Genomic DNA, 15265 nt, shown 5'->3' on the forward strand with positions numbered 1-15265 from the left:
GTGCGGAGGGGTGGGCGGGCTCGCCCGGGGGTTCGGGTGCCGGGAAGGCCAGGAGCCGGGTGAGCACGGTGCGCGCGTCGGCCGGCGTCTCGGCGTCGGGGCGCTTGTAGCGGTTGAGCAGGGCGATGAACTCCTCGAAGAACTCGCGGAGTTCGGGGAGGGTCAGCCGGATCGTGCCGCGCGAGTACGGAAACGCGTCGGCCCACTCGCCGAGTTCGGGGCCGCGGTCCCGCTGCAACTGCTCGAAGAGCTCCAGGTCGGCGGCGTACGAGAGGTGGTTCAACTCGTCCATGACGAGCCGCGTCTCGGCGTTCTGCCTGCTGCGCGGCGGAAAGCGCCGGTCGCCGGGGATCGCGCGCCACCAGCGTTCACGGCCGTGGCCGGCGCCCTCGGTCTCCTCGACGAAGCCATAGCGGGCGAGTTCACGCAGGTGGTAGCTGGTGGCCCCGGTGTTGAGGCCAAGGGCCCTGGCGAGCGTCGCGGAGGTGGCAGGACCGTGCACGGTGAGGTGCTGCAACATCTGCTGCCGCCGAGGCTGCGCGAGTGCTTTGAGCACGCGGAGGTCGCTTAACTCCTCCGGGGCGGCGGCTGCTGGCGTGCGCTCGGGGGAGGTGGTTGCTGACCTGCGCTCGGGGGCGGCGCCGGTTGTGCCGGGTTCCTTTGCCATGCGTACACAGTTCCCTGTGCACAGGGAACTGTGCAGTGCGGTGGACCGGCGTCTTCAGTGGGGGGTTAACCCCACCCCGCAGGTGCAGCAGGCGAGTTGAGGGCGCGTACGAGAAAGGGCCGGGCCCGCTGTTCGCACCGCGTCGCCCGGCCCTGACCTGGGCCCCACCCCCGCGAGGGCCCTGGTCGCTCTCAGCCCCCGTCGTACCCGAGGTCTTCCGTGTCCTCGCCCTCTTCCTCCAGGGCCTGCCGGACGATCCTCAGCGCGAGGCCTTCCGCGTAGCCCTTGCGGGCGAGCATGCCCGCGAGCCTGCGCAGCCGCTTGTCGCGGTCGAGGCCTCGCGTGGAGCGGAGCTTGCGGGCGACCAGCTCGCGTGCGGTCGCCTCCTCCTGTTCCGAGTCGAGCTGTCCGACGGCCTCCTCGATCAGCGTGGCGTCCACGCCCTTCGTCCGCAGCTCCTGCGCGAGCGCCCGCCGGGCCAGGCCCCGGCCGTGATGCCGGGACTCCACCCACGCGCCCGCGAAGGCACCGTCGTTGATCAGCCCGACCTCTTCGAAACGGGTCAGCACTTCGTCCGCCACGTCCTCGGGGATCTCCCGCTTGCGCAGGGCGTCCGCGAGCTGCTTGCGCGTACGCGGCGTTCCGGTGAGCAGGCGCAGACAGATCGCCCGCGCCCGCTCAGCCGGATCCCCCGTCGGCGACTCCCCCTTCTCGGCCCTCGACGAGGAAGGGAGGCCGCTGTCCTGTTGACCGTCGCCCCGGCTGTCGTCCCGGCCGTCACCGAAGCCGCCTCGCCGACGACGACGGCCGCCGCTCCTGCCGCCGCCGCGCGAGCCGGTGCCCGCACCACCCTGGCCGACGCCGCTCTGATCCGCACCGTCCGCGAAACCCTGGCCCGCGGGGGCGGTGTGATGCTCGGGGACGGTGTGCTCCGCCCAGTCGGTTCGCCGCGTCACGGGCTAGCTCTTGGCCGCTGCGGCCTTGGGCTTGGTGGCCTTCGCCGCCGGTGCGGGCACCGTCTTGGCGGCGTCATCGGCCGCGCCCGCCGCGTCCTTGCCCGGCTCGGCGGCCGGCTCCTCGGGCTTCGGCTTCACACCGACGCCCAGCTTCTCCTTGATCTTCTTCTCGATCTCGTTGGCGAGATCGGGGTTGTCCTTCAGGAAGTTACGGGCGTTCTCCTTGCCCTGGCCGAGCTGGTCGCCCTCGTACGTGTACCAGGCGCCGGCCTTGCGGACGAAGCCGTGCTCAACACCCATATCGATCAGGCCGCCCTCGCGGCTGATGCCCTGGCCGTAGAGGATGTCGAACTCGGCCTGCTTGAAGGGCGGCGCGACCTTGTTCTTGACGACCTTGACGCGAGTGCGGTTGCCGACCGCGTCGGTGCCGTCCTTGAGGGTCTCGATGCGGCGGATGTCGAGCCGCACCGAGGCGTAGAACTTCAGCGCCCGGCCACCGGTCGTGGTCTCCGGGGAGCCGAACATCACGCCGATCTTCTCGCGGAGCTGGTTGATGAAGATCGCGGTGGTCTTGGACTGGTTGAGCGCGCTGGTGATCTTCCGGAGGGCCTGGCTCATCAGGCGGGCCTGCAGACCCACGTGCGAGTCGCCCATCTCGCCCTCGATCTCCGCGCGCGGCACCAGGGCCGCGACGGAGTCGATGACGATCAGGTCGAGTGCGCCGGAGCGGACCAGCATGTCGACGATTTCCAGAGCCTGCTCGCCGTTGTCCGGCTGGGACAGGATCAGGTTGTCGATGTCGACGCCGAGCTTCTTCGCGTACTCGGGGTCGAGGGCGTGCTCGGCGTCCACGAACGCGACGGCACCGCCCGCGCGCTGTGCGTTGGCCACGGCGTGCAGCGTCAGCGTCGTCTTACCGGAGGACTCCGGTCCGTACACCTCCACCACACGGCCGCGCGGGATGCCGCCGACACCGAGCGCGACGTCGAGCGCGGTCGACCCGGTGGGGATCACCTCGATGGGGTCGTTCGGCCGCTCGCCCATGCGCATGACCGCGCCCTTGCCGAACTGCCGTTCAATCTGTGCGAGCGCGGCGTCCAGCGCCTTCTCGCGGTCGGTTCCTGCCATGGGTTCCACCCGATTTGCTTGTGTCGATCGCTTCACGTCAAAGACGCTAACGCCTGCCACTGACAATCCGCCCCGACGGCCGTCCAGCCTGTGGATAACTCGAGGCGATCGCCCCGCCGAAACCGGCCGGAGCTCCGGGCATCCCCCCGCGAAATCCCCGGGAAAACGCCGCCAGACACCCTATAAGAATGGATGTTCGATTTTGGTGTCAAGCGCACCACGCTGTACCACCGAGGGTACGGATCAGGTCGGCTCGACGGGCGTGCATCCGCCGCCCGGCCCCCACGTCGGGCCGTCCGACGGCCCACTCAGCGCCCCGTCTCTCCGGGCCGCTGCCCGCGGAGCTACTCCCCCGGGCGTACGGCCAGTGCCTTCGGCCGTACGACGACCGGTGGCCGGCTCCCCACCAGGCTTGGCCTCATGGAAAGCCGTACCGGGACGTCTCCCCTCCCCGCCCTGTGGCGCTCGGCGCGCCCGGCCGAGCGCGTCAGCTGCGCGATCGGCACCGTCCTGATCCTCTCGGGCCTCGCCCACCTGCTGGTCTTCGCGGTCGACGGCGGCCCCTGGGAGGGACCCGTCTCCTGGCGCAAGCCCGTCACCTTCGGGCTCTCCTTCGGCCTGACCCTGATCGCTGTCGCCTGGGTGACGTCGTATCTGCGCATCGAGGCCCGTACCCGGACCGTGCTGCTCGTCCTGTTCGCCGCGGACTGCGTCCTGGAGGTCGGCGGGATCACGCTTCAGGCGTGGCGCAAGGTGCCCTCGCATCTCAACATGGAGACCGGCTTCGACTCCGCGGTGTCCATGTCCCTCGCGGTGGGCGGCGGCATCCTCGTCGTCCTGCTGTCGGCGTTCGCGATCGTCGCCTTCAGGCACCGCCCCACCGGGCCCCCGGGGATGGCTCTCGCGCTCCGGGCCGGCTTCGCCGTCCTGCTCGTCGCCCTCGCGTCGGGCGCCGCGATGATCGCGCGCGGGGTGTTCCTGACCCGGACCGGCCACCAGGAGTCGGCGTACCACTCCACGGCGGCGCTCAAGCCGCTGCACGGAGTGAGCCTGCACGCCGTCCTGATCCTGCCCGCCCTGGCCTGGCTGATGTCCCGCACCTCTTGGAGCGAGCGGACGCGGCAGCGGGTGATGACGGCGGCCGTCGGCTGCTACGTGGCGGCCGTTCTCGGCGCCGGGATCTGGGCGGTCTTCACCTACTGACGGTCGCCCTTTCGCCTACTTAGGGTCGCCCTTCGCCTACTGACGCTCGTCCGGAGTCGCCTGCGGGACCGGTCCCGCTTCCTCCTCCGCCTCCGACGCCGCCCCCGGCTCGTTCGGCCCGCGCAGGGCACGCCGCATGCGCGCCAGGAGGGGCGCTCCGCCCCTTCGCCGGTGTCCGTGGACGCGCGGATCGTCCGTGACGTCGTACCGCTTCACGTACGCCCCCAGGAAGGCCTGCAGCGTCGCGACCGCCGGGATGGAGATCAACGCGCCGACCGCGCCGAGGAGTGCCGTGCCCGCGATGACGGACCCGAAGGCGACCGCCGGGTGGATGTCCACGCTCTTGGCGGTGAGCTTGGGCTGCAGTACGTAGTTCTCGAACTGCTGGTAGACCACTACGAAGATCAGCACCCAGAGCGCGTACCAGGGATCGACGGTGAAGGCGATCAGCATCGGCAGGGCGCCCGCCAGATACGTGCCGATGGTGGGGATGAACTGCGAGACCAGGCCCACCCACACCGCCAGCACGGGCGCGTACGGCACGCCCAGGGCCTGCAGCAGGATGTAGTGCGCGATCCCGGAGATCAGCGCCATCAGGCCGCGCGAGTAGAGATAGCCGCCGGTCTTGTCGACCGCGATCTCCCAGGCGCGCAACACCTCGGCCTGCTTGGCCGGCGGCAGCACCGAGCACAGCGCGCGCCGCAGCCGAGGTCCGTCGGCCGCGAAGTAGAACGAGAACAGCAGGACCGTCAGGAGCTGGAAGAGGCCCCCCAGAACCTGCGCCGACACGTCCAGGACGCCGCTCGCACTGTTCTGCACGTACTTCTGGAGCCAGTCGGAGTGGACCAGGCTGTCCTGGATCTCGACGCGGGACAGGTCCGTGTGGAACGTCTGGTTGATCCAGGAGATGACCTTGTCGAGGTAGTCGGGGAAGTCCTCGACCATGTCCACGATCTGGCCCGCGAGCATCGAGCCCATGAGTGTGATGAACCCCGCGCCCGCGATCAGGACGCCGAGGAAGACCAGGAAGGTGGCGAAGCCCCTGCGCAGCCCGCGCGCGGCCATCCAGCTCACCGCGGGCTCGACCGCGAGCGCCAGGAAGAACGCGATCAGGATGTTGATCAGCAGCCCGGTCAGCTGGTGGAAGGCCCAACTGCCCAGCTGGAAGCAGGCGAAGAGCGCGAGGGCGAGCACCATGGCACGCGGCAGCCAGCGCGGCATGCTGGCGCCGCGCCCGGCCTCGGCCCCGTTCGGGTGCTGTGCGGGCGGCGCCGTGCCGAGCGGAGCTGCGTCCTGAGTGACCTGCGCGGTCTCGTCTGTCGATGCCACGGTGCAAGTCTCGCCCACGCCGCCGACAATCAGCCGCCGCCCCCATGTCTTCGCCCTTTAGAGCGCTCGTGACGGCTGTCGCAAGGCGATGAGGAGTCCGGGGTCAGCGCATTTCAGCCGGTACGTCCATCGCCGCGCACACCGCGCGCCAGACGTCCTTGGCCTCCCAGCCCGCGTCCAGCGCCTGATGGACGGTGCGCCCGCCGAGCTCCGCCATCACATGATCACGCGCGAAGGAGTCGGCGTACCCCGCCCCGAAGTGGTCGGCCATCCGCTCCCAGAACACCGTCAACCGCATGACCCCAGTATCGCGCCCTAGAGAGTGCAGCCGGACGCAGGGGGCTTCCCGAAGGCGCTTACCGGCCTACGGTCGGTGCATGGCCGAAACCGGAGCTTCCCCGCCCGCCGCGCCCTCACCGGTCGCACGCGCCGAGCACTTCGTCTGGCTCACCGCGCGCGTACTGGAGCAGCGGCGGTTCGCCTACCACTTCCTGAGCGGCTCGGGCGGGGCCGACCCGCTCGCCGACGCCGTCGAGACCGCCCTGGCCGCCTACGGCAACGAGGACGGCGGGTACGGCCACGCGCTCGAGCCCGATCTGCGCGGCCCCGTCAGCCAGCCCCTGCACACCGGGCACGCGCTGCGCGTCCTCGACTCGATCCGGCGCTGCGGCGGGCAGCGCGTGGAGCGCGTGTGCCGCTATCTGACCTCGGTGTCCACGCCGGACGGCGCCCTTCCGGCGGTCCATCCCAGCCAGCGCGGCTATCCGTGCGCGCCGTTCGTGCCCATCGTGGACGACCCGCCGAGCGAGCTCCTCGCCACCGGTCCCGTGGTGGGCCTGCTGCACCGCAACGAGGTGTGGCACGCCTGGCTGTTCCGGGCGACCGACTTCTGCTGGGCCGCCGTCGAGTCGCTCGAGAAGTCACATCCGTACGAGATCCAGGCGGCCGTCGCCTTCCTGGACGGGGCACCGGACCGCCCGCGCGCGGAGGCGGCCGCCGACCGGCTCGGCAGGCTCGCCCGGGAGCAGCGCCTGGTGGCGCTCGACCCCGAGCGGCTCGACGCGTACCCGGTCGCTCCGGGCTACGCACCGGGTGAGCACCACTTCGCGTACGACTACGCGAAGGTGCCCGAGTCGCTCGCGCGCGCGTGGTTCACGGACGAGGAGATGGAGCTCGCCCTGGTCCACCTCGAGCAGGAGCAGCAGGACGACGGCGGCTGGCCCATCCGCTGGCGCCAGTGGGCGCCGGGCACCGCCTTGGAGGCACGTCCCATGGTCACCATCGATGCGCTGCGCACGCTACGGGCGTACGGGCGGTCCATCGGCTGACGGGACGCTCTCGGCCTCACGCAGCAGCAGCGCGGCGATGGCCAGGGCCGTGCCGCGCGGTGCCGACAGGTCGATGCCCGTCCGTTCGCCGATCTTCGCGAGCCGGTTGTCGACGGTGTTGGGGTGCAGGCCGAGGGCGGCGGCGGTGGCCCTGCGCTCCTGCTGATGGGCGAGGTGGACCCGCAGCGTCTCCATGAGCTCGGGGCGGTCGGCGACCGGGTCGAGCAGCGCGGAGATGAGGTGGCTGCTCTCGTTGCGGCGGGAGAGGTGGTACTCGAGCAGGACGTCGTCCATGCGGTGCAGTCCCGGGGGCATCCCGCACGCGCGCGTGATGCGCAGTATCTCCGTCGCGGTTCGGGCCGCGACGGTCACGGCTTCGGGCCCCGCCGCGTCCACCGCCGCCACCCGCACCGGAAGCTCACAGGCCTTGCTCAGGCGGCGCGGCAGATCCTCCGGGGGCAGGCATTCCCTGGGGACGACGACCCGGCCGCCGTCGGCGTCGAGCAGCGCGAGCACCTCCGTCTCGAAGGCGTGGTCCAGGGCCGTCTGCACGCGCCGCAGCCGCCGCCGTGCCGCGACGGGTCCCTCCTTGGGCGCCGCGTCGAAGCCGACCGCGAGGACCAGCAGGGGCCCCGCGAGGCGCAGCTGCTCGAGGAGCACATGGCCGGGCGGCACCATCCCGTCGAGCAGGCGACGCACCAGGGAACTCCGCTGGGCGCGCTGCTCGGCCTCCAGGGCCGAGCGCTCGTCCAGGTAGGTCTCGGCCACGGCCCCGACGATGGCCGGGTGCGACTGCAGGAGCACGTCCACGAGTTCGACCAGGGCGGCTCCCTCGCCGGGACGCGCCACGTCGCGCAGCGCCTGCCACAGGACGTAGACGCCCAGGGCGTGCGTACGCAGCAGCAGGTGCAGCGGCATGCCCTCCTCGGCGCGCTGCGCGGCCCGCTCCCGGAAGACCCGGTGGCTGCCGGGCCGATCGTTGACGCGGTGCAGGAAGAGACGCACACCGTGGCGGGCGGTCGCGGCTATCTCCAGGTCCTTCACGTCGTCCGGGAGCTCGGCATAGCCCGGCAGCTCCTCGAACGACGCGCGGGCCATCCGGCGGGCCAGTTCGTTGACCCGGGGCTCGCATCGCGCCGCGAGGGACCGGGCTTCGGAGGACAGCGCCACGGTCTCTCCTCTCCAGGGGCCGCCGATGTGACGCGTCACATTACCCACGGGACCTTTGAACCGTCCCGACGGCCTCGGTGGTCAGCCCGTCAGCGCCCGCAGCCCCGCCGTGACGGCCACGGCGGCCGCGATGACGACCAGGAACGGCGCGCGCAGCAGCAGCGCCACGGCCGCCGCCGCGAGCCCTGCCGCCTTGGCGTCCAGGACCAGCACCCGGCCGTCCGCGAAGGCCTGCTGGGCCGTGAGCGCCGCCAGCAGGGCCACGGGCAGCAGGGCGGCCATGCGCCTGACCAGCGGCCGCTCCAGGGCGCCGGCGGGCACGAGCAGCCCCGCGAGCTTGACGAGGTAGCAGCCGACGAAGGTCACGCCGATGGCGATCCAGATGTTCAACGGTCCTCCCCCGCCTCGTTGTCATGAGCCCGGTGGCTTTCACGGGCCTTGCGTCCCTCTACGTAGAGGACGGCCGGGACCGCGAGAGCGGCCACGAGGACAGGAACGCCGGCGGGCAGCACGGGCAGCAGCCCGAGCCCGAGGACGACCGCTACGGCCCCGACGGCGCGCTCCGTAGTCGTCCGCAGCATCGGCGCGAGCAGTGCCAGGAAGACCGCGGGTCCCGCGGCGTCGAGCCCCCACGCGTCGGTGTCCCCGATGGCTTCGGCACCGAGGGCGCCGAGGAGCGTGGTGAGGTTCCAGAGCACGTAGAGGCTGAGCCCCGTCACCGTGAAGCCGATGCGGGCCGCGCGCCGCGTGGGCTGCGCCAGGGAGACGGCCGTGGTCTCGTCGATCACCCAGTGGGCGGCGAAGGGCCGCAGCACGCGCGGGAGGGCGAGCAGCTGGGAAAGACGCAGTCCGTAGAAGGCGTTGCGTACGCCCAGGAAGAAGGCCCCCGCGGCGGCCGTGAAGGGGTTCCCGCCGCCCGCGAGCGCACCGACCAGCGCGAACTGCGAGGCCCCGGTGAAGACCAGCAGGCTGAGCGCGCAGGTCTGCAGCACGGTGAGGCCGCTGCCGGCCGAGGTGACGCCGAAGGCGAAGCCGGAGAGTCCGACGGCGACGCCGACACCGAGGGCGTCGCGGACGACCGCGGAGTCCGGCTTCTCCGGTGCTGGTTCGCCTGCCGGTTGGTCTGCTGGTCTGCCTGCCGCTGCGTCCGCTGGTCCCTTGGCGCGGATGTCCGCAGGGGTTATCTGTTCTGCCACGTCCCGGACGCTACGGGGATGGCCGATTCCGGGTCTTGTACGTTCTTGCGCTCCCGCTGGTACGCCCCCGGCGGCACCCCGACGATCCGGGTGAAGTGCCGGTTGAGGTGCGGCTGGTCGGTGAACCCCACCGCGACGGCCGCTTCGGCGGGTGCCGTTCCCGCGTCCAGGAGGGCACGTGCACGCCTGACGCGCGCGTCCGTGAGCCACGCGTGCGGCGGCATGCCGTACACGTCACGGAAGGCCCGCAGCAGGGCGAAGGGGCCGGCTCCGAGGTCGGTGGCGAGCCGCTCCAGGCTCGGCGGGTCGACCAGACGCTCCTCCAGGACGGCACGCGCGCGTGCCGCTGTCCTGGCCCCGGCCGTCCGCACGGCGCGCTGCGGCAGACGGCCGCCGTTCAGCCGGAGCAGCCGCGTCACGGCCACCCGCAGCAGGGTGTCGGCGGCGAGCGCGTTGCCCTCCTCCGCCGCGCGGAGCACTCGGTGCACGAGAGCGACGGTGTATGGATCGTCGAGCACAGGGCGGATGAAGCCGGGCGCGCCCCGGATGGCCGTCGTCTCCCCGGCGATCTCGGCGACCAGCTCCGGCGAGGGATAGACCGCGCCGTACCGCCAGCCCTCGGGCACACCGGCCCGGCCCGTGTGCATGGTGTCCGGGTTGATCAGGGCGAGGGTCCCCGGCCCCGCGTGCTGGTCGGCGCCGCCGTGGTGGAAGACGTCGACGCCCTCGGCGATCGCGGCGATCACGAAGTGCTCGTGGGTGTGCCGCACGAAGGTCTTGCGGACATAGCGGGCCCGCAGCAGATCGACCCCGGGCAGCTCCGCGTACCGCCAGTGCCGTGCCTGCTCCGCCGAAGCTGCCATGACTCCCATTCTGCGACAGCCGCGCAAGCCCTTTTGTAAGCCCTTTTCCGCAGGTCGGCGCCGTTGTCAGTGGCGGGGTGCACGATGGGGTCATGGTCAGGTCCGCATCCAGTACCCACAGCGCCCTCGATGGGTTCTCCCCCGCTACCAGCGGCTGGTTCACGGGGGCCTTCTCCGCGCCCACGTCCGCGCAGGCCGGGGCGTGGCGGGCCATCGGAGAGGGCTCGGACGTGCTGGTGGTCGCGCCGACCGGATCCGGCAAGACGCTGGCCGCGTTCCTCGCCGCCCTCGACCAGCTGGCGTCGACCCCGCCGCCCGCCGACCCGAAGAAGCGCTGCCGCGTGCTGTACGTGTCACCGCTGAAGGCCCTCGCGGTCGATGTGGAGCGCAATCTGCGCAGCCCGCTGACCGGTATCCGGCAAGAGTCGGTGCGCCTGGGCCTGCCCGAGCCCGAGGTGCGGGTCGGCATCCGCTCGGGCGACACCCCGCCCGCCGAGCGCCGCGCGCTGTCCACGCGCCCGCCGGACATCCTGATCACCACACCCGAGTCGCTCTTCCTGATGCTCACGTCCGCCGCGCGGGACGCGCTGACGGGCATCGAGACGGTGATCTTGGACGAGGTCCACGCGGTCGCGGGCACCAAGCGCGGAGCGCACCTCGCGCTCTCCCTGGAGCGGCTGGACGAGCTGCTGCCCAGGCCCGCCCGCCGCATCGGCCTGTCGGCGACGGTCCGTCCGGTGGACGAGGTGGCGCGCTATCTGTCCCCGCAACGCAGGGTGGAGATCGTCCAGCCGCCGTCCGGCAAGGAGTTCGACCTCTCCGTGGTCGTGCCGGTCGAGGATCTCGGGGAGCTGGGCGGATCCCCGGTCGCAGACTCGGACCAGGCCGCCGAGCGGCCCTCGATCTGGCCGCATGTCGAGGAGCGCATCACCGACCTCGTCCAGGCACATCGCTCGACGATCGTCTTCGCCAACTCCCGCCGCCTCGCGGAGCGCCTGTGCAACCGGCTCAACGAGATCGCGTACGAACGTGCGACGGGCGAGACGCTCCCCGAGGACCACTCCCCCGCCGAGCTGATGGCCGAGTCCGGCGCGGCCAAGGGCGCCCCTCCGGTCCTCGCCCGTGCCCACCACGGTTCGGTGTCCAAGGAGCAGCGCGCCCAGGTCGAGGAGGACCTGAAGGCGGGCCGTCTGCCGGCCGTCGTCGCCACGTCCAGCCTGGAGCTCGGCATCGACATGGGCGCGGTCGACCTGGTGGTCCAGGTCGAGTCGCCGCCCTCCGTCGCCTCCGGACTGCAGCGCGTCGGCCGTGCCGGACACCAGGTGGGCGCGGTCTCCACCGGCGTCGTCTTCCCCAAGTACCGAGGGGACCTGGTGCAGGCCGCCGTGGTCACGGAGCGGATGCGGACCGGCTCCATCGAGTCGCTGCGCATCCCGGCCAACCCCCTGGACGTCCTGGCGCAGCAGCTGGTCGCGACGGTCGCCCTGGACACCTGGCAGGTCGACGACCTGCTGGCCCTGGTCCGCCGTGCGGCCTCCTTCGCCTCGCTCCCGGAGTCGGCGTTCACGGCCGTCCTGGACATGCTCGCGGGGCGGTATCCGTCGGACGCCTTCGCGGAGTTGCGTCCGCGCGTGGTGTGGGACCGCGTCGCGGGCACCGTCACCGGACGGCCGGGCGCGCAGCGCCTCGCGGTCACCTCCGGGGGCACGATTCCCGACCGTGGCCTCTTCGGAGTCTTCCTCGCCGGAGCCGACCCCAAGAAGGGCGGCGGCCGGGTCGGCGAGCTGGACGAGGAGATGGTCTACGAATCCCGTATCGGCGACGTGTTCACCCTCGGCACCAGCTCCTGGCGCATCGAGGACATCACCCGCGACCGCGTCCTGGTCTCCCCCGCCCCGGGCGTCCCCGGCCGGCTCCCCTTCTGGAAGGGTGACCAGCTGGGCCGCCCGCTCGAACTGGGCCGTGCGGTGGGCGCGTTCCTCCGGGAGGTCGGCTCGCTGTCGCGCGAGGACGCGCGCGTGCGGCTGCTCGCCGCGGGGCTCGACGACTGGGCGGCCGACAACGTCCAGACGTACCTGGCCGAGCAGCGTGAGGCCTGCGGCCACATCCCGGACGACCGCACGATCGTGGTCGAGCGGTTCCGGGACGAGCTGGGCGACTGGCGGGTCGTCGTGCACTCCCCGTTCGGCGCGCAGGTGCACGCGCCCTGGGCGCTCGCCCTCGGCTCCCGGCTCAGCGAGCGGTACGGCATGGACGCCCAGGTGATGCACGCCGACGACGGCATCGTCCTGCGCCTGCCGGACGCCGACCTGATGGGCCTCGACCTGCTCGACCAGGAGCCCTCCGGCGGGCATCTGGAGTACGACGCCGAGCAGGCACCCGTAGGGGCCGGTGACGTCGCCTTCGACAAGGGCGAGGTCAATCAGCTCGTCACCGACCAGGTGGGCGGATCGGCCCTGTTCGCCTCCCGCTTCCGCGAGTGCGCGGCCCGCGCGCTGCTCCTTCCGCGCCGCAGCCCCGGCAAGCGCACCCCGCTGTGGCAGCAGCGCCAGCGTGCCGCGCAACTGCTCCAGGTGGCCAGCGAGTTCGGGTCGTTCCCGATCGTCCTCGAAGCGGTCAGGGAATGCCTCCAGGACGTCTTCGACGTACCGGGCCTCACGGAGCTGATGGGCGACATCGAGTCCCGCAAGGTCCGGCTCGTGGAAGTCACCACGCCCGAACCCTCCCCGTTCGCCCGCTCACTGCTGTTCGGATATGTGGCGCAGTTCCTGTACGAGGGCGACTCGCCGCTCGCCGAGCGGCGCGCGGCGGCCCTGTCCCTGGACTCGCGGCTGCTCGCCGAGCTGCTCGGCCAGGCCGAGCTGCGGGAGCTGCTCGACGCGGAGGTGTTGGCCGAGCTGGAGCAGGAGCTCCAGTGGCGCACAGAGGACCGCCGCGTCAAGGACGCCGAAGGCGTCGCCGACCTGCTGCGTCTCCTCGGGCCGCTCACCGCCGCCGAGTTGGCCGAGCGCGGGGCCGAGCCGGAGTGGGCCGAGGAGCTGGCATCGGCCCGCCGCGCGATCCGCGTCCGGATCGCCGGAGCCGACCACTGGGCGGCCATCGAGGACGCGGGCCGGCTGCGCGACGCGCTCGGCACGGCGCTGCCGGTCGGCGTCCCCGAGGCGTTCACCGAGCCCGTCAAGGACCCCCTGGGCGACCTCATCGCCCGATACGCGCGCACGCACGGCCCCTTCACCTCGGCGACAGCCGCCGCCCGGTTCGGCCTCGGCGCGGCGGTCACGGAGGGGGCGTTGCAGCGGCTCACCGCCAACGGACGTGTCGTACAAGGAGAGTTCCATCCGGCGGGCATCGGCCAGGAGTGGTGCGACGCAACCGTCCTGCGCCGACTGCGCCGCCGCTCCCTGGCCGCTCTGCGGCACGAACTGGAGCCGGTGCCGCCGTCCGCGCTCGCCCAGTTCCTGCCCCAGTGGCAGCACTTGAGCGGTCACGGACTGCGCGGCGTCGACGGCCTGGTGCGTGCCGTCGAGCAGTTGCAGGGGGCGACGGTCCCCGCGTCCGCGCTCGAGAAGCTCGTCCTGCCCTCCCGGGTCGCGGGGTACGGCCCGGCCATGCTCGACGAACTCACCACCACCGGAGAGGTGGTGTGGGCCGGGGCGGGCGCGCTGCCCGGCAAGGACGGCTGGGTCTCCCTGTACCTGGCCGACGCCGCACCCCTGCTCCTGCCGCCGCCGCACCCCCTGGAGCTCACCGCGCTCCACGAATCCGTCCTGAACACCCTCTCCGGGGGCTACGGCCTCTTCTTCCGGCAGATCGCCGACCAGGTCCGCGCCACCACCCACCCCGACGTCCCCGATCCCCAACTGGCCGACACGATCTGGGACCTGGCCTGGTCCGGGCGGCTCACGAACGACACGCTCGCCCCGATGCGCGCGCTCCTCGGCTCAGGCCGCACGGCGGGTTCCACGGCCCACCGCGCCAAGCGCACGATCCCGCGCGGGCGCTACGGCACGCTGACGGCCGCCGCCCGCCCCGCGTCCCGCACGGGCCCGCCGACCGTCGCGGGCCGCTGGTCGCTGCTCCCAGCCCGCGAACCGGACCCCACCCTCCGCGCCCACGCCCTGGCCCGCACCCTCCTGGACCGGCACGGGGTGGTGACCCGCGGCGCGGTCGCGGCCGAAGGCGTCGAGGGCGGCTTCTCGGCGACGTACCGCGTTCTGTCGGCCTTCGAGGACAGCGGGCAGGCGCGGCGCGGCTATGTCGTCGAGGGGCTCGGCGCCGCGCAGTTCGCGATGGACGGCGCGGTGGACCGGCTGCGCGCCACGGCCAACGCCCGCGACCGCGCGGACAGTTCATCCTCCTCCATGGGTTACGCCCCGCGCGCCTCCGAATCCCAGGCGGTCGTCCTCGCCGCCGCCGACCCGGCGAACGCCTACGGGGCCGCGCTGCCCTGGCCCGAGCCGCCCACAGACGCGGGCCACAAACCGGGCCGTAAGGCAGGCTCCCTCGTAGTCCTGGTCGACGGCGAGCTGACCCTCTACATGGAGCGCGGCGGCAAGACCCTGCTGGCCTGGCCCTCGACCCCGGACGACACGCCCCCCAGCGAGGACCCCCGCCTGCGCCCGGCCACGGAGGCGCTCGCCGGCGCGGCCAAAGCGGGCTCACTGGGCACGGTCACGGTCGAGCGCATCAACGGGGCAGCCGCCCTGACCTCCCCCTTCGCCCCCCTCCTGGAAGGATCCGGCTTCCACGCCACACCCCGGGGCCTGCGCCTACGCGCTTAGCGGCCGTGCAACCACCCCGCACGGACACCAGCTCCGCCGCCCCCACATGCCACCCTTGACCCATGCCCGAAGGAGACTCCGTCCACCAGGCGGCCCGGCGTCTGCACACCGCCCTCGCCGGGCAGGCCGTCACGCGCTCCGACCTTCGCGTGCCGAAGCTCGCGACCGTCGACCTCACCGGGCGCACCGTCCTGGACGTGACCCCGCGCGGCAAGCACCTCCTGACCCGCTTCGAAGGCGGTCTCACCCTGCACTCGCACCTCCGCATGGACGGCTCCTGGCGGGTGTACGCACCCGGCGAGCGCTGGAGCGGCGGCCCCGGTCACCAGATCCGGGCCATCATCGGCACCGCCGAGCGCACCGCCGTCGGCTATCGGCTGCCCGTACTCGAACTGCTCCGCACCGCCGACGAGCACAAGGTGGTGGGTCACCTCGGCCCCGATCTCCTGGGCCCCGACTGGGACTCCGAACAGGCCCTGCGCAACCTCCTCGCCGCCCCGGAGCGCGCCCTCGGCGAAGCCCTGCTCGACCAGCGCAATCTCGCGGGCATCGGCAACATCTACAAGAGCGAGCTCTGCTTCCTCATCGGCGCCACCCCGTGGCTGCCCATCGGCGAGCTCCCCGCCGACAAGGCCTCCCGCCTC

At 72.5% G+C, this 15265-nt stretch carries 13 protein-coding genes; 4 read left to right on the top strand and 9 right to left on the bottom strand.

Annotated features, from left to right (window positions below):
* The 3 genes from E2651_RS31085 to recA all read right to left on the bottom strand — a co-directional run.
* A partial coding sequence (locus E2651_RS31085; RefSeq protein WP_135334583.1) for a helix-turn-helix domain-containing protein occupies positions 1-667 on the bottom strand: 667 nt, incomplete at its 3' end.
* A gap of 191 nt (positions 668-858) precedes the next feature.
* Positions 859-1623 carry a recombination regulator RecX gene (gene recX / locus E2651_RS31090; RefSeq protein ID WP_135334584.1) on the bottom strand — a complete coding sequence of 255 codons (765 nt, stop codon included), beginning with the start codon at positions 1621-1623 and terminating at the stop codon, positions 859-861.
* Positions 1624-1626: 3 nt separating this feature from the next.
* Positions 1627-2751, bottom strand: coding sequence for a recombinase RecA (gene recA / locus E2651_RS31095; protein WP_135334585.1), 1125 nt, complete (start codon positions 2749-2751; stop codon positions 1627-1629).
* 420 nt (positions 2752-3171) lie between these two features.
* Between recA and E2651_RS31100 the strand changes: the two genes are divergently transcribed.
* Complete coding sequence (locus tag E2651_RS31100; RefSeq protein WP_135334586.1) at positions 3172-3954, top strand: hypothetical protein; 783 nt, start codon at positions 3172-3174, stop codon at positions 3952-3954.
* 36 nt (positions 3955-3990) lie between these two features.
* Here E2651_RS31100 and E2651_RS31105 read toward each other — a convergent pair whose 3' ends face one another.
* Together E2651_RS31105 and E2651_RS31110 are read right to left on the bottom strand one after the other, a co-directional pair.
* The gene (locus E2651_RS31105) at positions 3991-5283 is read right to left on the bottom strand and encodes an AI-2E family transporter (protein WP_135334587.1); all 1293 of its coding nucleotides are present in this window, start codon (positions 5281-5283) and stop codon (positions 3991-3993) included.
* A gap of 103 nt (positions 5284-5386) precedes the next feature.
* Positions 5387-5581, bottom strand: coding sequence for a DUF3046 domain-containing protein (locus tag E2651_RS31110; protein WP_135334588.1), 195 nt, complete (start codon positions 5579-5581; stop codon positions 5387-5389).
* Between the two features lie 79 nt (positions 5582-5660).
* Between E2651_RS31110 and E2651_RS31115 the strand changes: the two genes are divergently transcribed.
* Positions 5661-6611, top strand: a complete 951-nt coding sequence (locus E2651_RS31115) for a hypothetical protein (RefSeq protein WP_135334589.1) — start codon at positions 5661-5663, stop codon at positions 6609-6611.
* On the opposite strand, the gene E2651_RS31120 is transcribed toward E2651_RS31115, so the two are convergent.
* The 4 genes from E2651_RS31120 to E2651_RS31135 form a co-directional block, all read right to left on the bottom strand.
* Entirely contained in the window at positions 6582-7781 is a 1200-nt protein-coding gene (locus tag E2651_RS31120; RefSeq protein ID WP_135334590.1) for a helix-turn-helix domain-containing protein, read from the bottom strand. The two genes, E2651_RS31115 and E2651_RS31120, sit on opposite strands and share 30 nt — an antisense overlap.
* Positions 7782-7862: 81 nt before the next feature.
* Positions 7863-8171, bottom strand: a complete 309-nt coding sequence (locus E2651_RS31125; protein WP_135334591.1) for an AzlD domain-containing protein — start codon at positions 8169-8171, stop codon at positions 7863-7865.
* A complete protein-coding gene (locus E2651_RS31130; protein WP_245239350.1) occupies positions 8168-8977 on the bottom strand; it encodes an AzlC family ABC transporter permease in 810 nt (269 codons plus the stop codon). The genes E2651_RS31125 and E2651_RS31130 overlap by 4 nt, the downstream gene beginning before the upstream one ends.
* Positions 8962-9840: an AraC family transcriptional regulator gene (locus E2651_RS31135; protein ID WP_135334592.1), complete on the bottom strand. Its 879-nt coding sequence runs from the start codon at positions 9838-9840 to the stop codon at positions 8962-8964. The genes E2651_RS31130 and E2651_RS31135 overlap by 16 nt, the downstream gene beginning before the upstream one ends.
* 92 nt (positions 9841-9932) lie before the next feature.
* Here E2651_RS31135 and E2651_RS31140 point away from each other — a divergent pair, with 92 nt between their 5' ends.
* Both E2651_RS31140 and E2651_RS31145 read left to right on the top strand, forming a co-directional pair.
* Positions 9933-14621: an ATP-dependent helicase gene (locus tag E2651_RS31140; RefSeq protein ID WP_135334593.1), complete on the top strand. Its 4689-nt coding sequence runs from the start codon at positions 9933-9935 to the stop codon at positions 14619-14621.
* Between the two features lie 62 nt (positions 14622-14683).
* The coding region (locus E2651_RS31145) for a DNA-formamidopyrimidine glycosylase family protein (RefSeq protein ID WP_135334594.1) at positions 14684-15265 on the top strand (582 nt) is incomplete at its 3' end.

The organism is Streptomyces sp. MZ04, assembly GCF_004684775.1.
GTDB lineage: Bacteria > Actinomycetota > Actinomycetes > Streptomycetales > Streptomycetaceae > Streptomyces.